At 42.9% G+C, this 20,891-nt stretch carries 22 protein-coding genes and 1 other annotated feature; of the genes, 6 read left to right on the top strand and 16 right to left on the bottom strand.

The window, feature by feature from the left end; genetic code table 11:
• Nucleotides 1-103: 103 nt before the first annotated feature.
• Entirely contained in the window at nt 104-4,627 is a 4,524-nt protein-coding gene (locus ACERC5_RS02505; RefSeq protein WP_373658201.1) for a S8 family serine peptidase, read from the top strand.
• 287 nt (nt 4,628-4,914) lie between these two features.
• Here ACERC5_RS02505 and ACERC5_RS02510 read toward each other — a convergent pair whose 3' ends face one another.
• Genes ACERC5_RS02510 through ACERC5_RS02520 form a run of 3 tightly spaced genes read right to left on the bottom strand, consistent with a single transcriptional unit; the run spans nt 4,915 to nt 8,330 of the window.
• Nucleotides 4,915-5,394 (bottom strand): hypothetical protein, encoded by a 480-nt coding sequence (locus tag ACERC5_RS02510; RefSeq protein ID WP_373658200.1) that lies wholly within the window; start codon nt 5,392-5,394, stop codon nt 4,915-4,917.
• Nucleotides 5,395-5,417: 23 nt separating this feature from the next.
• The gene (locus ACERC5_RS02515; RefSeq protein WP_373660079.1) at nt 5,418-7,001 is read right to left on the bottom strand and encodes a phosphatidylserine/phosphatidylglycerophosphate/cardiolipin synthase family protein; all 1,584 of its coding nucleotides are present in this window, start codon (nt 6,999-7,001) and stop codon (nt 5,418-5,420) included.
• Between the two features lie 9 nt (nt 7,002-7,010).
• The gene (locus ACERC5_RS02520) at nt 7,011-8,330 is read right to left on the bottom strand and encodes an LCP family protein (protein WP_373658198.1); all 1,320 of its coding nucleotides are present in this window, start codon (nt 8,328-8,330) and stop codon (nt 7,011-7,013) included.
• Nucleotides 8,331-8,514: 184 nt separating this feature from the next.
• Between ACERC5_RS02520 and ACERC5_RS02525 the strand changes: the two genes are divergently transcribed.
• From ACERC5_RS02525 to ACERC5_RS02535, 3 genes are all read left to right on the top strand, one after another.
• Nucleotides 8,515-9,219 (top strand): cytochrome c biogenesis CcdA family protein, encoded by a 705-nt coding sequence (locus tag ACERC5_RS02525; protein WP_373658197.1) that lies wholly within the window; start codon nt 8,515-8,517, stop codon nt 9,217-9,219.
• Nucleotides 9,220-9,285: 66 nt separating this feature from the next.
• Nucleotides 9,286-9,837, top strand: coding sequence for a TlpA family protein disulfide reductase (locus tag ACERC5_RS02530; RefSeq protein ID WP_373660081.1), 552 nt, complete (start codon nt 9,286-9,288; stop codon nt 9,835-9,837).
• Nucleotides 9,838-9,856: 19 nt separating this feature from the next.
• A complete protein-coding gene (locus tag ACERC5_RS02535) occupies nt 9,857-10,699 on the top strand; it encodes a CPBP family intramembrane glutamic endopeptidase (protein ID WP_373660083.1) in 843 nt (280 codons plus the stop codon).
• Nucleotides 10,700-10,741: 42 nt separating this feature from the next.
• Here ACERC5_RS02535 and rplT read toward each other — a convergent pair whose 3' ends face one another.
• From rplT to ACERC5_RS02560, 5 genes are all read right to left on the bottom strand, one after another.
• The gene (rplT, locus tag ACERC5_RS02540; RefSeq protein WP_018367782.1) at nt 10,742-11,101 is read right to left on the bottom strand and encodes a 50S ribosomal protein L20; all 360 of its coding nucleotides are present in this window, start codon (nt 11,099-11,101) and stop codon (nt 10,742-10,744) included.
• A 53-nt stretch (nt 11,102-11,154) separates the two neighbouring features.
• On the bottom strand, nt 11,155-11,355 hold the full coding sequence (gene rpmI, locus ACERC5_RS02545; RefSeq protein WP_018367781.1) for a 50S ribosomal protein L35: 201 nt from the start codon (nt 11,353-11,355) through the stop codon (nt 11,155-11,157).
• Nucleotides 11,356-11,393: 38 nt separating this feature from the next.
• Nucleotides 11,394-11,924: a translation initiation factor IF-3 gene (gene infC / locus ACERC5_RS02550; RefSeq protein WP_373660084.1), complete on the bottom strand. Its 531-nt coding sequence runs from the start codon at nt 11,922-11,924 to the stop codon at nt 11,394-11,396.
• 14 nt (nt 11,925-11,938) lie between these two features.
• Nucleotides 11,939-12,064 (bottom strand) — a sequence feature (ribosomal protein L20 leader region).
• Nucleotides 12,065-12,087: 23 nt separating this feature from the next.
• Nucleotides 12,088-12,768 (bottom strand): (d)CMP kinase, encoded by a 681-nt coding sequence (gene cmk, locus ACERC5_RS02555; protein ID WP_373660086.1) that lies wholly within the window; start codon nt 12,766-12,768, stop codon nt 12,088-12,090.
• Between the two features lie 10 nt (nt 12,769-12,778).
• Complete coding sequence (locus ACERC5_RS02560) at nt 12,779-13,252, bottom strand: SAG1386/EF1546 family surface-associated protein (protein ID WP_373660087.1); 474 nt, start codon at nt 13,250-13,252, stop codon at nt 12,779-12,781.
• A gap of 46 nt (nt 13,253-13,298) precedes the next feature.
• On the opposite strand from ACERC5_RS02560, the gene ACERC5_RS02565 reads away from it, so the two are divergent.
• Nucleotides 13,299-13,493 carry a ferredoxin gene (locus ACERC5_RS02565; protein WP_373658190.1) on the top strand — a complete coding sequence of 65 codons (195 nt, stop codon included), beginning with the start codon at nt 13,299-13,301 and terminating at the stop codon, nt 13,491-13,493.
• On the opposite strand, the gene ACERC5_RS02570 is transcribed toward ACERC5_RS02565, so the two are convergent.
• Both ACERC5_RS02570 and pepT read right to left on the bottom strand, forming a co-directional pair.
• Complete coding sequence (locus ACERC5_RS02570) at nt 13,479-13,970, bottom strand: EbsA family protein (protein ID WP_018367777.1); 492 nt, start codon at nt 13,968-13,970, stop codon at nt 13,479-13,481. The two genes, ACERC5_RS02565 and ACERC5_RS02570, sit on opposite strands and share 15 nt — an antisense overlap.
• Nucleotides 13,967-15,199, bottom strand: a complete 1,233-nt coding sequence (gene pepT, locus ACERC5_RS02575; RefSeq protein ID WP_373658189.1) for a peptidase T — start codon at nt 15,197-15,199, stop codon at nt 13,967-13,969. Before pepT ends, ACERC5_RS02570 begins: the two co-directional genes overlap by 4 nt.
• Before the next feature lie 244 nt (nt 15,200-15,443).
• On the opposite strand from pepT, the gene ACERC5_RS02580 reads away from it, so the two are divergent.
• Nucleotides 15,444-15,737 (top strand): DUF3270 family protein, encoded by a 294-nt coding sequence (locus tag ACERC5_RS02580; protein WP_373658188.1) that lies wholly within the window; start codon nt 15,444-15,446, stop codon nt 15,735-15,737.
• A gap of 33 nt (nt 15,738-15,770) precedes the next feature.
• Here the strand turns inward: ACERC5_RS02580 and ACERC5_RS02585 are convergent, their stop codons facing one another.
• The 6 genes from ACERC5_RS02585 to ACERC5_RS02610 all read right to left on the bottom strand — a co-directional run bounded on the left by ACERC5_RS02585 (nt 15,771) and on the right by ACERC5_RS02610 (nt 19,994).
• Nucleotides 15,771-16,061 (bottom strand): YtxH domain-containing protein, encoded by a 291-nt coding sequence (locus ACERC5_RS02585; protein ID WP_373658187.1) that lies wholly within the window; start codon nt 16,059-16,061, stop codon nt 15,771-15,773.
• Nucleotides 16,061-16,453, bottom strand: coding sequence for a DUF948 domain-containing protein (locus ACERC5_RS02590; protein ID WP_018367773.1), 393 nt, complete (start codon nt 16,451-16,453; stop codon nt 16,061-16,063). The genes ACERC5_RS02585 and ACERC5_RS02590 overlap by 1 nt, the downstream gene beginning before the upstream one ends.
• Nucleotides 16,454-16,464: 11 nt before the next feature.
• Nucleotides 16,465-17,244, bottom strand: coding sequence for a prolipoprotein diacylglyceryl transferase (lgt, locus tag ACERC5_RS02595; RefSeq protein WP_373658186.1), 780 nt, complete (start codon nt 17,242-17,244; stop codon nt 16,465-16,467).
• Nucleotides 17,241-18,170: an HPr(Ser) kinase/phosphatase gene (gene hprK, locus ACERC5_RS02600; protein ID WP_373658185.1), complete on the bottom strand. Its 930-nt coding sequence runs from the start codon at nt 18,168-18,170 to the stop codon at nt 17,241-17,243. Before hprK ends, lgt begins: the two co-directional genes overlap by 4 nt.
• A 181-nt stretch (nt 18,171-18,351) precedes the next feature.
• Nucleotides 18,352-19,656, bottom strand: a complete 1,305-nt coding sequence (locus ACERC5_RS02605) for a serine hydrolase (RefSeq protein WP_373660088.1) — start codon at nt 19,654-19,656, stop codon at nt 18,352-18,354.
• A gap of 170 nt (nt 19,657-19,826) precedes the next feature.
• Nucleotides 19,827-19,994: a hypothetical protein gene (locus tag ACERC5_RS02610; protein WP_373658183.1), complete on the bottom strand. Its 168-nt coding sequence runs from the start codon at nt 19,992-19,994 to the stop codon at nt 19,827-19,829.
• Nucleotides 19,995-20,891: the final 897 nt, after the last annotated feature.

The raw sequence follows: 20,891 nt of genomic DNA on the forward strand, positions 1-20,891 counted from the left end.
GAAAAAAATTTAAATAATCTCTTGCAGAATATAAAAAAATGTGCGATAATTCATCTTACCTGACTTTAAGATTTTTTTCAGGAAATTATGTTTAGGAGGTTTGATGATGAGTCGTCAAATGACATCAAAAGTTAGGCTATTAGGCCCTACCTTGCTTACTGCCTTGGTAGCCTTTAGTCTGAATAGCTACTCAGTAGCTGCTAATGATGATGTGACTATTGCTTCTACTAGCCCAGCCATCACAGCTGTTTCTGACAGCACTACAGCTGAAACGGCTACCAGCTCTGCGATTTCACCAGAGCCACAAGCAAGCACCACGTCATCAGAGAGCAATCAGCCAAACTTTGCTCTTGCTGAGCTTTATGCTAAAACAGAAGCCGAGACCCTATCTGTTGAAAGCAATGCTATTATCAATGTCCAGCCTGTCTGGGAAGAAAACATCAAGGGGCAAGGCATGGTCGTTGCTGTTATCGACTCAGGGCTTGACGTTGAGCACAATGCCTTGACCCTTAGCGATATTTCCACTGCTAAATTCAAGAGCGAAGAGGAAATGGAGGCCAAGAAAGCTGAAGCTGGTATCAACTACGGTCAATGGTACAACGACAAGGTTGTTTTTGGCTACAACTATACTGACAGCAATACCGAACTAAAAGAAAGCGATGTGCGTTCTCACGGTATGCACGTTTCTGGTATCTCAGTGGGTAATCCGACTCAAACGGATAGCAGTGGTACACGCATCGTTGGGGTTGCCCCAGAAGCCCAGTTGATGTTTATGCGGGTCTTTTCTGATACTCGTGGCGGGGGTACAGCTCCGTTTCTCTACGCTCGTGCTATCGAAGATGCCGTTAAACTCGGTGCTGACTCAATCAACCTCAGTCTGGGGTCACCAAACGGCTCCCTGATTGATGTTGGCGACCACATCACGCGTGCCATTGATGATGCTCGTAAAAAAGGGGTTACCGTTGTCATTGCAGCAGGTAACGATACGGTATTTGGGGACGGTAAATCCTTGCCTTACGCCGATAACCCTGACTATGCTGTTGTTGCAACACCAGCCACAGCCCGAGATGGTATTGCGGTCGCTTCTTATAACAACACCCACCTCACTCGTGAAGTTGCCACCATTCTCGGTATGGAAGATAATGCTGAGCTCAACTTTGGTAAGGTCAACTTTACCAAGGGGTCAAACAGTAAAAAAGAGTTCGCTGAAAATGTAGCCTATGACTACCTCTATGTTGGACTAGGTAAAACCGAAGACTTTGAAGGACAGGACTTAACTGGCAGAATCGCCCTCATCAAACGTGGTGAAATCAGCTTTGCTGACAAGGTAGCCAATGCTAAAAAAGCTGGAGCTATCGGTGCTGTGGTCTTCAACAACGTGACCCAAACACTGGACTTCACCATGAACATCCCTGGACCTGAAACAGCGCTTTACCCATCAATTTTTATCCCTATCCAATTCGGTGAAGAGTTAGCTAAAGAGTCAGGCACAGGCAAGTACAAGTTCCAGTTCAACAAAGCCTACGAAACGGTGGTCAATCCTGAAGCTGGAAAAATGTCTGACTTTACCAGCTGGGGCTTGTCTGCTGATGGTGAATTAAAACCTGATGTCTCTGCACCAGGTGGAGCGATTTACTCTGCCATTAACAACAATGGTTATGCAAGCATGGACGGTACCAGCATGGCATCGCCACATATCGCTGGTGTTATTGTCCTCATGAAACAGGCTCTTCAGAAAAAATACCCTGATTTAAGCCCTGAGGATCTGCAAATTCGTATCAAACAGCTTTTGATGAGCACTGCTCTGCCACACTTTAACACTGATACTCAGGCCTATACTTCTCCTCGTCAACAAGGTGCTGGTATCGCAGATACCCACAAGGCTATTCACTCTGACCTTTACTTGACAGGCGACGATGACCTGACCAGCATCGTTCTGGGGAATGTTGATGACAGCTTTACTTTTAATGTGCGTCTGTATAACACCTCAAACAGCGACAAGACCCTCAACTACATCACTCACCTGAATACTGATGAGATTGTTGACGGTCGCGTCACCCTCAAACCACGTGAACTGAACCAAACAACCGGAACGGTCACAGTAGCTGCCAACAGCAGTGTCTTGATTCCGATTACTGTGGACAGCTCAGCCTTTACAGAAGAGCTCAGCAAACTCATGGTCAATGGTTATTTCCTTGAGGGCTTTGTGCGCTTTGTCAACCCTGTTGACGGCGGTGATGAGGTCAGCATTCCTTTTGTTGGTTTCAAGGGAGCATTTGAAAACCTAGCTGTTATCGAAAAACCAATCGGTGAATTTGACTTTAATAACGGTGACCTGCCGTTCTACTATCCTGAACGCAAAGAAGGCTCAAAAATAGACGAGCTGAATTTCACTGAAAGCGAAGAGTACACCACACTCTTGACATCAGAATCCGAATGGGACCACAATAAGGGGATCTACACGCCAGAAACACCGATTATTGCTGGAACTTACTTAGATAGTGACGGCAAGTATATCCTCTACCGTGATGAAACAGGTAAGCCATACTACATTATTTCACCAAACGGTGATAATAACCGTGATGCTGTCATGCTACGTGCTGTCATGCTACGGAACTTTACAGATGTTACTGCAGCTGTTTATCGCGACGAAGACATCGACCGTACTAATCCTGTTTGGGTCAGCGAGAATAGCCTAGCAGGAACTAAAAACTACTACGGCGGCAAACCTGCCAACTCCAAATCAACTATTCTTGATAACACGCTTTGGGCTGGTAAAGACAATAACGGCAAGGTTCTTCCAGATGGTAAATATGTCTACGTCGTAACTTATCGTCCAACCGTTCCTGGTGCAAAATCTCAGGAAATAAGCTTTAACATCTTGATTGATACCTCACGCCCTGCCATTACCACTGCTTCAATCTACGATGAAGACGCGCGTACTTTCAAACCACGTCCAGGTATTGCATGGGGAGCAACCGAGATTTATCGTGAAACCCTCTACTATAATGTCAATGCCGAGGATTACAAGGAAGTCCTCAAAAATGGTCGTGAAGTAACGCGGTCAAACACCGTCCGTATCTACATCAAGCCAGATGAAAACGGCGTTTACACCCTGCCGACACACGACATCAACGGAAAAGAACTCCGCATCACTGATTTCTGGTACCGCATCGAAAACCGTGCAGGAAACTCTTGGTCGGCTGTCCTACCAGAGATTGTCCAAGGTGGAACAGAAAGCGGATTAGTCCGTCTGGGTATCTCAAATCCAGAAACACAGCAATTGATTGAAGCAGATTTCCGCTACATTATCCGTGATTCAGAAGGCAACGATGTTACTGCTGAAACAACCTCTGTCAACCCTGCCGAACCTTTCCACAGCCTCCCATTTGGAGACTACACTGTTGAATTGATTCTTCACGATGAAGATGAAGCCTATTTGATTGATGAACGCATCAAATCCTTCACCGTTGATGAAGAACATTCATTGGTTGGTGTCTACTTCAAGGCAACACCACTGTCTCGCACAAGTTTCGCAGTGGACTTTGACACCATTCCACCAGTAGGGACTAAAGTTTACCTCGTTGACAGCAAGGGCAAACGCACCGAGCTCCCTCAAGGTCGTTACACCAAGGACATCTTTGAGAAGAAAATCGTCTCTGGTGATTACACCATTAGCATCGAGTTACCAGCAGGCTACCAGGCTGTCGACCTCTCAAGTGGTGAGCCTATCGTTATTGAGAACCTCACCTACACCATCGCAGGTGATAAACTGACTGTTAAAAATCTGTCCCTCCAAGCTAAAGGTAATTTGGAAAATGGAGGAGCAGCAGAAACTGCTGACGACTTGCCTGCCTTTGACCCCAATGCTGACCTAGATAATGATGGTTTCTCTAACCAAGAGGAACTGACTCTGGGAACAGATCCTGCCGATGCTACATCTTATCCTCAAACAGCCAAAGGTGACCAAGAAAATGGAGGAGCAGCAGAAACTGCTGACGACTTACCAGCCTTTGACCTCAATGCTGACCATGATGGGGATGGCTTCACTACAGCAGAAGAAATGGCAGCAGGCACCGATCCGTTCCACGCAGGTACTTACCCACAAACCTCAACTGGTGACAATGCCAACAACGGTTATCCAAATCTTAACGACGATAAACCAGTCTTTGATTTAGAAGCTGACTATGATGGGGATGGCTTCACAAACCGCCAAGAACTGGATGCTAACACCAATCCATTGGATAAGAACAGTTTCCCTGTCAAGAATGAGGAACCTGCTACACCTCCTACCAATCAGGACGAAAATAAAGAAACACCTGATAACCAGAAGGATAAAGATAAGGAAACATCTGATGTTCAGGGTGGCAAAGATACCTCAACACCAGATCATCCTAAGGACAAACTTGCTGACCAGCTGGTTAATACTGACAGGCAAGTCTTCGTTAACCCAGCTGCTCCTGCTCCCCGTCCAGCAGCTACAAGCAATCTAGCAACTTATGCAGCAGCTACTTCTCACAAAGCCAGTCTGCCAGAGACAGGTGACCAGACAAGTGTCTTGACACTTATCGGTGCTAGCATGACCGCTCTTGCAGCCTACTACTTGACTCGTCGCAAGAAAAACTAAGGCTCTCTTATGACTCAAAATCCCTCGACCTGATAATCGAGGGATTTTTTGATACCCGAATAAAACCAAGACCAGCCTAGAAGAGTATACAGCTAGGCAAGGGAGCTTTATAAGCTACAACTCCTGTTGCGCTTCTTAGACACAAAAAATCCCCCACAAAGGGGGAAAGGGCATCTCAAACGAGATGAGATCAGTTGGTTCACACAACTCATCAAGGTCGGCTCCTGCCTTTATGACCTCCCTAGCGTAAATTTGGTCAGTGACCAAATTCGGCTCATCGCATATTTTTATTCTAACTCATTTGTGTCATTTTGTAAAGGCCTGTGTTCTACTGGTTGAAAAAACTCGGTAACAGCTCTTTGTAGCCCATCAGGTGAGGCTGTCTTTAGTCGTTGCTGGCAGACTCTAACAGGATAAAATGGCTTACCATCCAGTATCAGAACCATGTCCAAATCATCTTCTGAGACTTCATCGCTCAGTTCCCATTTGCCACCATAGTTAGCAATCAAGGTTTCACCTAGATAGGCCGCAACAGCAAATAAAATAATCCCACCATCTGGTCGTCTAAGAACTCCGCCTTCCTGCTTCTCCGTTTCAAAGAAGTCATCCAATGCTGCGATGCTTGATAAGCTAAAGTCAGCCAGATAACCAGAAGCTGTCAGATTGTCTACCGTCCACTCGATGGCTTCTGGCAAATCATCTACCAAAGTTGACTGGGAACTTTGCGCAGTTTTAGCTTTAAATGCTTGAAAAATTTTCTTAAACATAAGATCTCCTTATAACTCCTTAGTTACAATAGCGGTGCAACGACTTTAGCGAATACACCTGTTAATTTCATAAGAATCGGTAATTGTGACAGCTCATCTGGTGTCACACGGTGGCAAAGTAGCAGAGTTTGTTGAAAATCTGCTTCAACAGCTGCGACTGCTGGTGAACGGTAGAGATAAGTTGCGCACTCAAAGTGATGGTAGAGGCTACGATAATCAAGGTTTATTGTGCCAACAACAGCCTTAACACCGTCTGCTACAAAGACCTTAGAGTGATTAAATCCTGGCGTGTACTCGTAAATCTCCACTCCTGATTCCATGAGAATTTTGTAATAGGTTTTTGCCAGAGCATAAGGAATTTTTTTATCCGGAATCCCTGGCATCATGAGCTTGACATCAACTCCTCGCTCCGCAGCAAAGCGAATAGCATGTTCTAATTCGCTGCTCAAAATCAGATATGGTGTCATGATATGGACGTATTCTCTCGCATGGTTTAACATGTCAATGTAGACATTTTCACCAACATTATCACGATCAAGAGGAGAATCCCCGTATGGTATCACATAACCATCAGCCTTGTTAACTGGTTGGGATAAGCCGATATAAAGCGCAAGCGATTCATCGCTTCCCATGCTTGTCCACATCTGTAGGAACAGCACCGTAAAACTATCAACAGCAGGACCTTTTAAGAGGACACCTGCATCCTTCCAATGCCCAAAACGCTCGATTTCATTGATGTATTCATCTGCTAGGTTGGCACCACCGTTAAAAGCCACCTGTCCATCAATGACTAAAATCTTACGATGATCCCGATAGTTGTAGTAGGTCGATAGAAAGGGCGTAATGGGAGCAAAAGCCCTCGCTTGTATGCCTAATTTGCCCAAACGCTCAGTGTAATCGAAGGACAGGCGAGACAGCTCGTTCATCCCATCGTAGAGCACTCGGATTTCGACCCCTTCACTAGCTTTTTGCTTTAAAATGGCTAGAATTTCGCCCCACATCAGCCCTTCATCAATGATAAAGTACTCCAAAAAGATGAACTGTTTAGCCTTGAGCATTTCTTCTTTCATCTTGGCAAAAAAGCTCTCACCTGTCGGCAAGTAGGTGACCGATGTCTCTTTATAAACAGGAAACTTATTATCGCTACGTCTCAAATATTCGACAAGATTATAAGCTGTGCTGTGCTGTGTACTGAGCTCTTGGACAACCTCCTCGTCCTGCTTTAAAAGATTTGAGCTATTTAAAATAACCTCTTTCAAACGTCTCCTCAAGGTTCGATAACCCAAATCCTGCTTGGTATATAATAAAAACAAGGAACCAAGTAGTGGAGCCAGCATAATCATCACTAACCAGGTAATTTTTGAAGTCGTATCCATACGGCTGTTGACCAGATAAAGGACACTGGCAACCGTGATAACAGCCTCAAAAATTTGAAAGAATACCCGATACTCTCCCAATAACCAACCAAAAGAAATGGAGATTAGCCATAATTGCAAAAGGATTAAGATAAAAACAATCGTCGCTCGGCTAAATACCGCACTGAAGAGCTTATCCTTTTTTAACAATCGAATGGCTTTTAACTTGACTTTGCGCTTTTTCTCTTCCATATCATCTCCCTAACGTAAGCCTAATTCAGCTAAACGCTGCTTATAAGCCTCAAAATCAATCAGTAGACCTAAACCACCATACAGGTCATACTCATCTATCCAGTCTCCCTGCTCAGGAATACTCATCCGTTCAATGCCCTTTTGACTTGCCGTCAAGCCAGAAAGCCCATTAGATAGGATGAAAGGAAATGATATATTGGTCGAGGTTAATGCGTAAATTTTTCCCAGAGCCTCAGAGCCTGTAAAGAGCTTGGTCGGGTCTTTTATCTGGGATAGGACAGCCTGCATAACTTCCTGTTGGCGACGCGTTCGACCATTATCTCCTTCGTCATCACTTCTGAAACGCGCATAGTTAAGCAACGTTTTACCATCCATCCGTTGAGGACCAACCTGAATCGTTTGATAAAGGCTACCGCCAGAAGCAAAGCCCAAGTCATCCGGCACATCAACAGCACCAACAACCTCACCATTCACAGTTGAAAACTTTGCATCCATCTCTACACCATTAGGAAAGAGGGTGTCAACTGCCAGAGCAAAGGTTTCAAAGTCAATCATGATGTAATATTCAATAGTGATGTCAAAGTTATTTTTCAAGACTTGACGCACATATTCCGCCCCTTGGCTATTATCCTGTTCACCGATGGTAAAGGCTGCATTCAACTTGTGATCAGCCATGCCTTCATAAGAAGCTCCCTCAATATTCACCAGGGTATCTCTCAAAAAGCTGACTAGCTTTACCTTGCCTGAACTATTGCCGACATTCATCACCATAATGGTGTCTGTCCTGGCTTCTGTTGATTCTTCCGTGATGCGCTTATCACTACCTAAAATCAGGATGTTGACCCCATCGGCAGTCTTTTCACCAGCAAAATACTCTGTCATGGCTGGTTTTAAGTTCTCTTGACCTGAGGTCACACCAAACAAGCCCTTGAAAAACATCACTGCCATCCCAATGACAAGTAACAACATGAGAGCCACGGTTACTTTGACAAATCGTTTCACTTTAAGACCAAAGCTGGTCTTTTTTACAGGCTTCTTTGGTGCAGAAACTTGTTTATTGACAGACTTTTTCGACCGTCTAGGTCTCTCATCCGTTAACTCTAAGTTTCGCAGAGAGGACAGTTCAGATTGTCTATCCGTCAACTGATTTTCTTCTTGAGCATAAGAAACGACTCTTGGTTCATTTCCTTCAGCCTTTGCAGACAAATAAGTCAGCTCAGCTTTTTCTTTTTCACCCAAAAAATGGATATTTTGTGTTAAATAATCATATCGTAACTGCTCATGCCGAGACAGAAAAGCACTCTTTTTCATGGATTGTTCTCTTTTCATTCAGTTACTTTCCATTCTATACTTAACAGCCGTTGCTGTCAACTGTTACAACGCTTACATAGGTATGTTTGCGCTTTCTTCATGAACAATTGCATCGATAGAAATCAAGTGTATCTTGACAAAGGTCGCTTTTTGTGTTACCTTATGGGTACATAAAAACATTGATATAAAAGAGGTATCGCCTATGGGTATTTTCAAATTATTAGCGCTATTTGCAGAAGGGCTATTATCCTTCTTTTCTCCCTGTGTTTTGCCTATTTTACCAGTTTATATTGGTATTTTAGGAGGACAAGTGTCATCTGAAAAAATAGAACATTCCTCTGTTCAGCGACGCATCCTGGTCAACACCCTTTGCTTTGTTTTAGGTATTACTCTGACCTTTTTTGTTCTAGGATTTGCTAGCAGCCTGCTCAGTCGTCTCTTGACCCAGCACATGCAAACGATTCAGCTCATCGGAGGCCTGCTCATCATCATCATGGGGCTAATCCAGCTTGACCTCTTTCAAACCATGCTGACCAAGCGAGAGTTTTCAGCCAAACACAAAGTCTATCAAGCTGGACAACAGGTCACACCTTTGCTTGCTACTCTTATGGGATTTACGTTTAGCTTCTCCTGGACACCGTGTATCGGTCCTATCCTTGCTAGCGCTTTTCTCTACGCCAGTAGCCATCAGGGGATATTTAGCGTTCTTTTAATCAGCGTCTACTGCCTAGGTTTCATCCTGCCCTTTGTTTTAGTTGCTTTCTTTTCTCAAAAAGTTCTTGCCTATTTCAAAAAGCACCAACATCTGATGAAACACACAAAACGCATTTCTGGTATCTTGCTGATTCTTATCGGGCTGTCTATTATCACAGGCCAATTCACTACAATCAGCCGTTTCTTCCATTAACATGGTTATCAGGTCAATACCTATCATCAAAAACAACAACTAATTACCATACTAAAGGAGTCTATCATGTTTAAATCATTTAAATTCGCCATCATGATGGCTGTCGCCCTTTTCACACTTTGTGGTTGCTCACTCCTCCTACCAAGTCAAGAACCGATTGGCATTAGCAAGGGACAAGTTGCGCCAGATGTCACTCTCGTCGACAAAGATGGCAAGGCGGTTTCCCTTAAAGACTATGCTGGCAAAAAAATCTACATCAATGTCTGGGCCAGTTGGTGCGGACCATGCAAACAAGAAATTCCTGAATTGGAAAAAGTCTACCAAAACTTTAAAGATAAAGACGACTATGTTTTCTTGTCCGTCGTTTCTCCCAACGACAGTAAGTTTAACAATCAACGCCCAATGGACAGCAGTGAACAAGAAATTCTCTCAGTTGCCAAAGACAGTAAGATAACCTATCCTATTCTTTTTGACACAAAAGATAGTTTTGCAAGTCAATTTGGCATCACGTCTTTCCCAACTCATATCATCATCAACAGTGACGGTACAGTTGGTCAAGTCATGCTCGGTAGCACCAATGAAGACATCTTGACAAAGCTGCTTCAAGAAGCTAATTAAGAACTAAGAGGCGACCATTATGTTCAATACAATCATTTCTAAAACACATACAAAAAGCCACTTCTTCAAGGCAGCCCTACTCTTATTCATCGGATTCTTTACCATCATTTTTTCATCAATAGCGGTCTCTTTATTCTTGGTGGTAACAGGTCGTTCTGCCATGCTAAGTCAGACGGTCATGGTAGAAGTCATGTTCTTCTTAACGCTCATCTTTGCAGCTATTATTTGGAAAATCATCCACGGACAGCGACTCTTTTCTCCCAAAATCGTTTGGACTAAACCTATTAACCACCTCATTCACGCCAACCTTATCGCGGCCATTGCTCTATTATTTTACAACGGTTTTATTCCTGGATTGATTGGTCTATTTGAAGGCGGTTGGGAACTGATATTGCCAAGTTTTTGGGCAGCTGCAACTGCTGGTATCGGTGAGGAAATCTGGTTACGTGGGCTATTCTTTACCGCTTTTCTCTCACTTTTTCGGTCACAATCGCAGAGCTTAACCAAGACTGCTCTGACAACTTCTGTTTTATTTGGACTCTTCCATCTTGTAAACCTTGCTCAAGCGGAGCCTCTTGCTGTCGCTCAACAGATTTTCTACGCTACCTGCTTTGGTCTTAGCTTTGCGGCCCTGCGAGTGGGGTATAATAACCTCTGGTTGCCAATGCTAATTCATTTTCTTATCGATTTTCAGCCCAGCATTAATGAGCCGGTCAGCTCTGGAAGCTGGATTGAGATTATCGTTGTCTTTGTCCCTCTAGCCGGACTAGCCTTATGGACACTTATCAACATGGATAAGACGATTGAACAAACACCTGAACTTAAACACGATACTGAAGAAATCATTGTAGCCGAACTATAAAAAAAATAATCTGGAACAACTAAATGTTCCAGATTATTTTTTTTATTTTGCTAATTTTGCTTTAGCAGCATCAGCAAGTGCTGTGAAAGCTGCTGGATCGTTCACTGCCAGGTCAGCAAGCATTTTGCGGTTTACTTCGATCTCAGCCAATTTCAAACCGTTCATCAACTTAGAGTATGATAAACCGTTAAGACGAGCTGCTGCATTGATACGGGTAATCCACAATTTGCGGAAATCACGTTTCTTCTGACGACGGTCACGGTAAGCATAGTAGTAAGAGTTCATCACTTGCTCTTTTGCCGTGCGGAACAAGATATGCTTAGCTCCGTAGTAACCTTTCGCCAGTTTCAAAATACGTTTACGACGTTTGCGTGATACAACGCCACCTTTAACACGTGCCATTTATTTTTCCTCCAAATATCTATCTCTAATCTGTCTAAGGGTCAATGCTAAGATTAACGAAGACGCGTCAACATTGACTTGATACGCTTAAAGTCACCTGAGTGAACCATGCGTGCTTTACGCAACTGACGACGTTGCTTCTTAGTTTTACCGTGGAAACGGTGAGACGTGTAAGCACGGAAGCGTTTCAAACCGCCTGAACCAGTACGCTTAAAGCGTTTTGCTGATGCGCGGTGTGTTTTTTGTTTTGGCATGATAGATTTCTCCTCTTAATAATTTTTCAGGCGACAAGTTACTTCTTGTCTGGAATCGGTGCGAGTTGCATAAACATTTGACGACCATCCATTTTTGCACGTTGCTCAATGATGGCAATATCTTGGGTCGCCTCAGCAAAATCAGCCAACACCTTAGCGCCGATTTCTTTATGGGTAATCATACGCCCCTTAAATCGGATAGAAACTTTGACCTTATTTCCTTTTTCAAGGAACTTACGACCATTACGGAGTTTGGTTTCAAAGTCACCTTTGTCGATAACTGGACTGAGGCGTACTTCTTTAACCGTCACAACGCTCTGTTTCTTGCGTTGCTCCTTTTGTTTCTTCTGATACTCAAACTTGAACTTACCGTAGTCCATAATTTTTGCAACAGGCGGTGTGGCTTGTGGCTGAATGAGAACCAAATCGACATTTGCCTGATCAGCAAGAGCCTGCGCTTCTGACAGGGGCTTAATGCCTAACTGATCACCTTCAAGACCAACGAGACGAACTTCGCGAACGCGAATCTCGTCATTAATGAACAAATCCTTCTTAGCTATGTTCTTCACCTCTTCATATTTTTAGAGAAAAACAAGAGCGGACTTGATAAATCAAGCCCGCACACATAATCTTCCTGATGGAATCTTGACATGTCAGGGCCAGACAACCTAAGTCGCAAGGCGAGAAGTTCTCACTTCTGCTTTTCTCATTGTTACTATTATACGTTATCTATTAGTCCTTGTCAAGGATTTCAGCTACTTTTTTTGAGATAAATGCGACGACACCCTCAATAGATACCCCAGTCGTATCAAAATGAATCGCATCGTCAGCTGGTTTGAGCGGCGAAACTGCTCTCGTACTGTCCTTATAGTCCCGCTCAGCAATTTCCTGCTTGAGCTGGTTAAGGTCTGCTGGAATACCTTTTTCGATATTTTCCTTATAGCGGCGCTCAGCTCTTTCCTCAACGGACGCAACCAAGAAAATCTTGAGTTCCGCATCAGGCAAGACCACTGTACCAATATCACGACCATCCATGATGATTCCTCCATCACGGGCTATCCGCTGTTGCTCCGCAACCAGTTTTTCTCGCACTTCCGCCAATGCGGAAACCCAAGAGACATTGGCCGTCACGTCGTTTTGACGAATGGCTAAGGTGATGTCCTCATCCCCAGCAAAGACGGTCTGCGTGCCATCTTCTGCTAGTCCAAAGCCAATTGGATACTGATCGATCAAAGCCAAAATATCAGATACCTGATGCCCTTTCAGTCCTGCCCGCAAGGCTAGGTAAGTCGCTGTGCGGTACATAGCACCTGTGTCCAAGTAGGTGTAACCAAGTTCTTTTGCTAAAATCTTTACAACGGTACTCTTACCACTTGAAGCAGGTCCATCGATGGCAATTCTAATCTTTCTCATACCTGTCTTTCTAATTGACGATAACCACGTCACCTGGATTTGCCCACCAAGTGCCACCAGGTCCTACCATCTTGTCTGGGTTGAGCTCGTAGAGACGCTCGAGAGAAATTCCTGCTCGTGCTGCAATCTGACCAGCACCTTCGCCAGACATAACTGTTAGGGTCTCGCCAGTAGCTGACGGTGATGTCGATGAAGCTGTACTTGATTCAGTCGTTTCTCTTTCTTCAGTTTGACTTGGTGCCTCAGTGCTTGATGACACTAAACTGCTCGATTTGCTCGGATCATAAAAAGCTTGTTCTGCTTGTTCTTGATTGCTACCGCCGTTTGATGTCCATAAAATAAAGGCCAGTATACAAACCACGATAAGCAAGAAAGCTGCCAATAAAATCGTCAGAAAGTAACTACTGAACCATTCAATTGACTTGTTTTTTTGACCTGATTTATCATCAGCCAAGAAGGCTTTGGTATCCCATAATTTTTTCATCAGTTTTCCTCTTGTGTATTCTAAGTTTTCGTATTACAATAGTGCTATGAAAGTATCTTTGATTCCTGAAAAATGCATCGCCTGTGGTCTTTGCCAAACCTATTCTGCTGTTTTTGATTACCATGACGATGGTATTGTAAAGTTTGCCGACAGTGACGACCTTGTTAAGGTTCTCCCAGAAAGTCCCAATACCCTACTAGCTGTTAAATCCTGCCCGACCAAGGCGTTAGTCCTTGACTGAAGGTTTTTTATCTTTGCGATAAGCCCAGAAATAGTCATGACGGGTCAAATTATCGTGTAATTCCACTTCGCCGTTGAAGGCTGGGTGAATCGCCAAGGCATCTAAAAAATATTTTTTTGGCCATTTTCGCATGAAAACGGTCTTTTTTTGATGATCAGTGAGGCGTAAAGACACACGATACTTGCTAATTTCAACCTTTTCAATGGCTGAAATCGGTATTTTTTTCTTGGTAAATGGATTGAGGGATGTGATCCCAAGATAACCATCCTCTCCGATAGTAAAATACCGATGAAAGCCAAAAATCGTTAGGATAACCGTTAACCAAAAACCACCAAAAATCAGATGCGTCGCTCTGCTATGTTCATAAATCAAAGAGAGAGCGAAAAAGGTTGGCAACCAGGCCAGCGACCAATAGATGATGGCTAAGGATAACTCTGGCTGCCAGTGGTAACGCACTTTGCCAAAAATTTTAATCATGCGTTAATCCTGTGAGAGACGATACCGATAATGGTATCAACAGCCTTCTCCATGGTTTGCAAACTAACATACTCAAATCGTCCATGCATGTTCTCACCACCAGCAAAGAGGTTCGGTGTCGGAATACCCATGAAGGAAATTTTAGAACCGTCTGTTCCACCACGAATTGGTTCAATGATAGGAGTGATATCCAGCTTTTCCATGGCTTTTTTAGCCAGTTCAATCGGCGTCATATCTCTGACAATAATCCGCTTCATGTTATAATATTGGTCTTCGATCTCAAGACCCACGCGATCCATACCAAAGAAAACGTTCATATGGTCAGCAATGCGGTCTAAAAGCATCTTGCGACCGTCAAAATCATCGTCATCAAAATCTCGGATAATATAGGTGGCTTTGGCTTCTTCGACATTTCCTGACAAGTCCATCAAATGGATAAAGCCCTCGCGCCCTTCCGTATGCTCGGCACGGTCTTTTTCAGGCAACTGATTGTGAAAATCAATCGCTAGTTGAAGAGCGCTAATCATCTGATCTTTAGCTGTGCCAGGATGAACGTTACGACCAAAGAAAGTCAACTCCGCTACAGCTGCGTTAAAGGTCTCATATTGTAATTCGCCAAGAGGCCCGCCATCAACTGTATAAGCAAAATCCACATTAAAGTCAGCCGCATCGAACTTATCTGCACCAACACCGATTTCTTCGTCTGGACCAAATCCCACTCGAATCTCACCGTGTTTAATCTCAGGATGAGCAATGAGGTATTCCATAGCTGTCATGATTTCAGCGATTCCTGCCTTATCATCAGCTCCCAGCAAGGTTGTACCATCAGTAGTAATCAGCGTTTGACCCTGATACTTATTCAAGTTTGAAAAATCATCTGGAGATAGCACATAACCTGATGTTCCCAGCTCAATATGACCGCCATCATAATCTTCAATGATTTGTGGTTTTACCCCTTCGGCATTGAAATCAGCAGTGTCCATGTGTGAGATGAAGCCAATCTTATAAAGGAAGCTTGGATCGTTGGCTGGCAAAGTTCCAATTAAAAAGCCGTTTTCTTCAATATAATGGACATCCGTCAGACCAATGCGCTCCATCTCAGGTTTTAAAATATTTAAGGCAAAGTCAACCTGATTTTGACTTGATGGTGTCGTCTGGCTGGCAGGATTGCTACGCGTGTTTTCTTTGACATAAACTAAGAAACGATTCAACAAATTCGGATAAGTCATCGTGTTACCTCTTCTTTTTCTTCTTTCCTACAATTATAGCAAAAAATAGGAAAAATTTCCCAATTTTAACCGATATATGATCATTTTACAGCTTTAACCGATATATAATCATTTTACAGCAACAATTGTTTTTTGTCTCTTATCTGTAATATAAAAGAAATTTTTGTAATCTTTTTATCACAAAAAGTCATCTTTTTTATGTTATGATAGAAGCACATAGAAGAATGATAGAAAGGAGGCAAGTATGGCTAGTCCCTTAAGACAACTCGATGACAGTCGCTTAAATGACGACATCATCCAAGAAACCCCAAAATTCCAAACATTTGATGAACTTAATCTTAACACCAGTGATATTGATTTTGAAGAACTAGCATTTTTTGCTCAACTGTCAGTTTTTTGCATCTTAACGGTTATGCTGTCCTTCCTTTTCTTAGCGATTAAGCTCTCAGCCTTCTTTGCTTTACCGCTTGCTATTGCGAGCAGTTTATTGACCGTTTATAGCGTCAAAGAACTTCTTGTTAATCATTATAACAAATAACTCACTCCTAATGTGCTAGGAGTGAGTTATTTGTTACAAGTCTTCGTCAGTATAGGTGATGATGATATCCTCAGCATCTGATGAAGGGATTTCGGCATCTGATGGCTCGCCAAACTCTTCTTTGACCAATTCTTTCACATAAGCCACTTGTTCGCTAACAAAAGCCTTGGCTTGTTCTTGGTAATAGTTTGGTTGTTCACGATAGGCGGATAAGCCTTTTTTTATTTTCATGACTAGCTGTTGACCCTTTTCGGTTGACAGATAATGACCGGCTGCGGCACCAAGAACCAGACCTAAACCGATTTTACGAGATAATTTACCCATTATTTTTTCCTCCCTTTAAATAATTTGCTAGCTACAACTGCTGCTGAGCCAACCTTACCAAATGTGCTTGCACTGCTGTTGCTAGCTTTGCTAGTTAATTTACGTGCCTGCTGATTTAAATCTGACACACTGACTGATAAATCTGCTAAAGTTGTAAAGACTGGGTCGATGGTATTGATTTTCCCATTAACATCTTCAACTAAAACATTCGTCTTTGCTAGTAAAGCATTGGTATGGTGAAGGGTGGTGTCAACGTCACTGGTCAAGAGCTTGACCGTTTGGCGAACTTCACCGACAGTTTCATTGACATTTTTTAACAGTATCACGAGATAGACAACCAATGCAGCAAAAGCAATGGCAATAATAAGTAACGAGATTCCAACTAAGTCCATAAGATACTCCTTTATTCTTGATAATAAGGTGGGTTAAGTTTATAACGACGATAAACAACAAGTGCAAAGCCTGCGATGACTAGGAGGGCCGATAGCCATTGAGACACACGTAAACCTGCGAACATTAAACTATCTGTTCGTAATCCTTCGATGACAAAGCGTCCTATTCCGTACCAAATCAGGTAGAAGAAGGTAGGTTCACCCTGTCTAAGTAGATGGGGGCGACGTCGCAAAATAAGGATAAGGATAAATCCAACTAGATTCCACAGGCTTTCATAAAGAAAGGTCGGCTGACGATAACTACCATCAATATACATTTGCTTCTGGATAAATTCAGGCAGATAAGCCAACGAATCAACCGCACTGCCGTAAGCTTCTTGGTTGATAAAATTGCCCCAACGCCCTATAGACTGAGCAAGCATCACACCTGGAGCTGCAATGTCTAAAAAATCAAGCGGTTCGATTAAATGGTAGTAGGAGTAAACAAAGAGGGCAATCGCACCAGTAATCAGTCCCCCATAAATGGCAAGTCCACCTTCCCAAATAGCGAAAATTTTGACAGGGTTAGCTGCGTAATCCTGCCATTGAAAAATGACATAGTACAGCCGAGCCCCAAGGATGGCCAGCGGAAAAGCTATTAAAATAAAGTCAATCACATCGTCTGGCTTTATTTTTTTGCGTGGTGCTTCTTTTTTGGCAAGGTAAACAGCAAGAAACAGACCTGTCACGATGCAAATCGCATACCAATGGATGCTAATCGGGCCTAATTGAACAGCAACGGGATCAATCATGCGTTCACCCCATTTCTAGCAATCAGGTCTGTCAGGCGTTCCTCAAAGGTATTTGTCGCATCAAAGCCCATCTGCTTTGCACGATAGTTCATCGCTGCTGCCTCAACCACCACCGAAACGTTGCGTCCTGTTTTAACAGGGATACGCACGCGTGGAATCTTCACACCAGCAAGCTCAATGTCTTCATTGCCATTGCCTAAACGATCGAAGACTATTTCAGAAGACTGTTCTAAATACACAGCTAATTGAACTTGTGAAGAATCCTTAACCGCACTAGCACCATAAAGGCTCATAATATCAATAATACCAACGCCTCTAATCTCTAGCATGTGGCGAAGGATTTCCGCAGGTTCTCCCCACAAGGTCTCCTCATCTTTGGCATAGACATCCACACGATCGTCAGCTATTAAACGGTGTCCTCGCTTAATCAATTCAAGCCCGGTCTCGCTCTTACCGATACCGCTATCGCCTTGAATCAAAACACCCATGCCGTAGATATCCATCAGCACACCGTGAACACTAATCCGCTCTGCAAGGCACGTGTCCAAATACCATGACATAACGGCTGACAAGCGACTGGTCGGCATTCTGCCTTGCAAAATAGCTACGCCTTCTTCTTCAGCAGCTTGTAGCATTTCCTTTGGAATTTCCAAATCACGCGCCACGACAAGGGCTGGCGTTTCTTGTTGAAACATCTGGCACAAAACGGCATAACGGTTTTGGATGGTCATGGTCATCATGTATGACCATTCTTTCATACCGATGAGTTGCACGCGCTCAGAGGTATAGTAATCGAAATAACCTGTCATCTCAAGACCCGGTCGCGAAATATCCGCTGTCGTAATGGTTTTTTCCAATAACTCTGGCGTTCCATAAATGACCTTTAGCTTGAGCTTATCGGCTAACATTTTTACTGTTACTGTCATTTTTTCTCCTTTTCTATCATTTTACCACAAATTCACAAAACATGCATGATTTTACGGTAAAACAAAAAAGCAGGAAAGACTGCTCACCTAGTAAGTTGACAGCCTTTCCTGCTCTGAACTGTTAAGTTGATAATCGACTCAATTTGTTGCTTTCTTTGTGTTCAAACGACCTGACCCCAACTTAGGAATGACGGTGTTTTTTTATCTCATGGATAATCAGCCCTAGCACCACTACAATCATCACAATAATCACGAGAGCGATGACTTTCAAATATGCCGCCCACTCGTCAGCTTCTTTTTTGATAGGAGGTTCTGAGCTCGAGCTATTTTCTGTTGATAAAGAGATAACCTCCTCAATAGGTACGGCAATACTTTCTGTTAGACCAGCAATACCTGCTACAGTGGCCTGCTGATGGTCAATGACCAGAGTTGGTTGAGGTGATGCTTTTTTTAGGGTGACCACCAAGGGCTTCTGCACTTGATACGGTTTTCCCTCTATTTCTTGTCTTCCTGATGGCAGAACGGTTTTCTTTTCGTAGTCTTTGAAGCCGTGATTTAAGAGCGTATTAACAAAGTAATGTCTCACATGCTCCCCATCTGGATCCCCCCACTTGCTTGCCCCCATCACAACGACAATCAAACGTCGTTCACCTTGTTTAGCAGTGACAATTGCATTGTAACCCGCAGTTGGGCTGGAACCTGTTTTCAGGCCGTCAACTCCCTCAAAAGCCAGACTAGCTCCTGGTAAAGAATGATTGTAGGTTTTAAAGGTCTCTTGATAAGGCGTTCCTGATTTGACAGTCACCTCAGCACTATTGGTAAATGCCAATATGTCTGGGTGTTTGGTCAATAAAGCTCGCGCTAAAATCGCTAAATCTTTGACAGTTGTTAGATTATAGCGTACAGGGTCATATCCTTCTGGTGCATAATAACCCTTGAATGAGATAATATCTGCACCGGTGCCATTATAGAAGACCGTATTGGTCATTCCCAACTCCTGAGCAGTAGCGTTCATTCGCTCGATAAAGCTGGCATCTGTTCCATCATGAATTAAATGCGCTAACATCAGGGTTGCAACATTTGACGATGGTACAACCGTCATGGTCAGCAACTCCCGAACCGTATAAGTTACTCCCGCAACTATTTTATTATTTGATAACTCAAAAATTTTTGAAATCGCTTGGTCCGTTTCAGTCGCTACAACCTCAGTATCCAAAGAAATTTGACCTGATTTTATCGCTTCCATTGTGAGGTAAATGACCATAGTTTTGGTCGTACTCGCAGGATCGCTTTGCAAATCAATGTCATGACCCCAGATAATCTGACCCGTATCCGCTTCAATAACAATCGCTCCCTTGGGTGCAATAGCAGATGTTGCCGGATAACCTAAATCTTGTGCCATTTTTACCAAGTCGTCGTTGGCAGAAACAGTCATCGTCATTAGTAAAGGAAACACCCACAAACTAAGCCATTTCAAGTATTTCAATTTCACTTCTCCTTACCCGCATAAGAATTTTTAGTTATTATACCATAATATCTCTTTTTTTCCAACTTAAATCAGAAAAAGCAGATGTCACATAACGTATGGTGACAGCTGCTTTTTAAAACTTCCCCAAATTTTTCCTCACCTGTTTGCTCTTAGAACGACGGATACCGCTAGCTCACTTCATGACTAACCGTGCATTCGTCCCAGTGGTCGTCATGCTTATGGTGCAAGTGACCATCGTGGACATAGTCAATATAATCGTCGTGAACAACCGCTTCATGACTACAGCCCTCGCCATGTTCGTGGTCATGGTCAGCATGCACAGTGTGTTCTATCATCGCAACAACTGTTACTTCGTCTCTTGGGGGGCTCCGTAATTGTTATTTGTCATGCACTACAACTATATCGCTCTGAGAGACTTTTTCATACTCTCAAGTGGCTAATTTCATTTTAGAATTTTCAATGAAATAATTAGCTAAAAACTAAAAATTCTGTCTTTTTTAATTGACAGAATACTTTTTATTTAGTAAACTTTTCTTAAGCAAGATTGTCATCTCTCCAATTTATGCTATTTTAGAAATATGAAAAATAATTTTTTGTCAAAATTTTCAGACGATATTAAAGAGCTATCGATAAACTGTGGAGTAACAATATTTATTAGTAAAGATGGTGCTTTTGTAGTCATTACGCAAACCGATCCCTTACAAGACAATTTACAAGATTTTAATCTTCTGGCTTTTAGTTAAATAAGACACTATTATGAAGAATTGGAAAGATGATATACTTGCTATAGTTAGCAATAGTTTAACCTGGATTGAGGATTCTCTAGATAAATTTTCAAAATCAAAAAAGTCAAGAGCCGAATTTTGTCAGATGTGTCTCTTCCAAAAAAAGATTTCTATTGATGACCATTTACAGAAGTTATTGACCTTTTACGACCCCCTTGATAGTCAAGGTAGGGAACCGCTTTATTATCGACGACTTGAGTATTATGCTCTTTTAAAATTACAAGGGGACGACACCGTTGACAGTACTATTCAATTTCTCTTTAAAAACGGTCTCTTTTATAAACTCAGCTTCGAGTCTGTCCCTTTTGACATTTTAGCAAGCAGGTGAAAAGGCACCCCTTTTCTGTACAATTTTTATAAAGTGTTTTTGTTAAGCGATAACTCGCTTAACCATAGGTGTTTGGTAATCGAGACTACCGTGAATGCGATGATGGTTCCACCAGTGGA

Origin of the sequence: Streptococcus sp. E24BD (assembly GCF_041807825.1) — a bacterium.
GTDB lineage: Bacteria > Bacillota > Bacilli > Lactobacillales > Streptococcaceae > Streptococcus > Streptococcus entericus.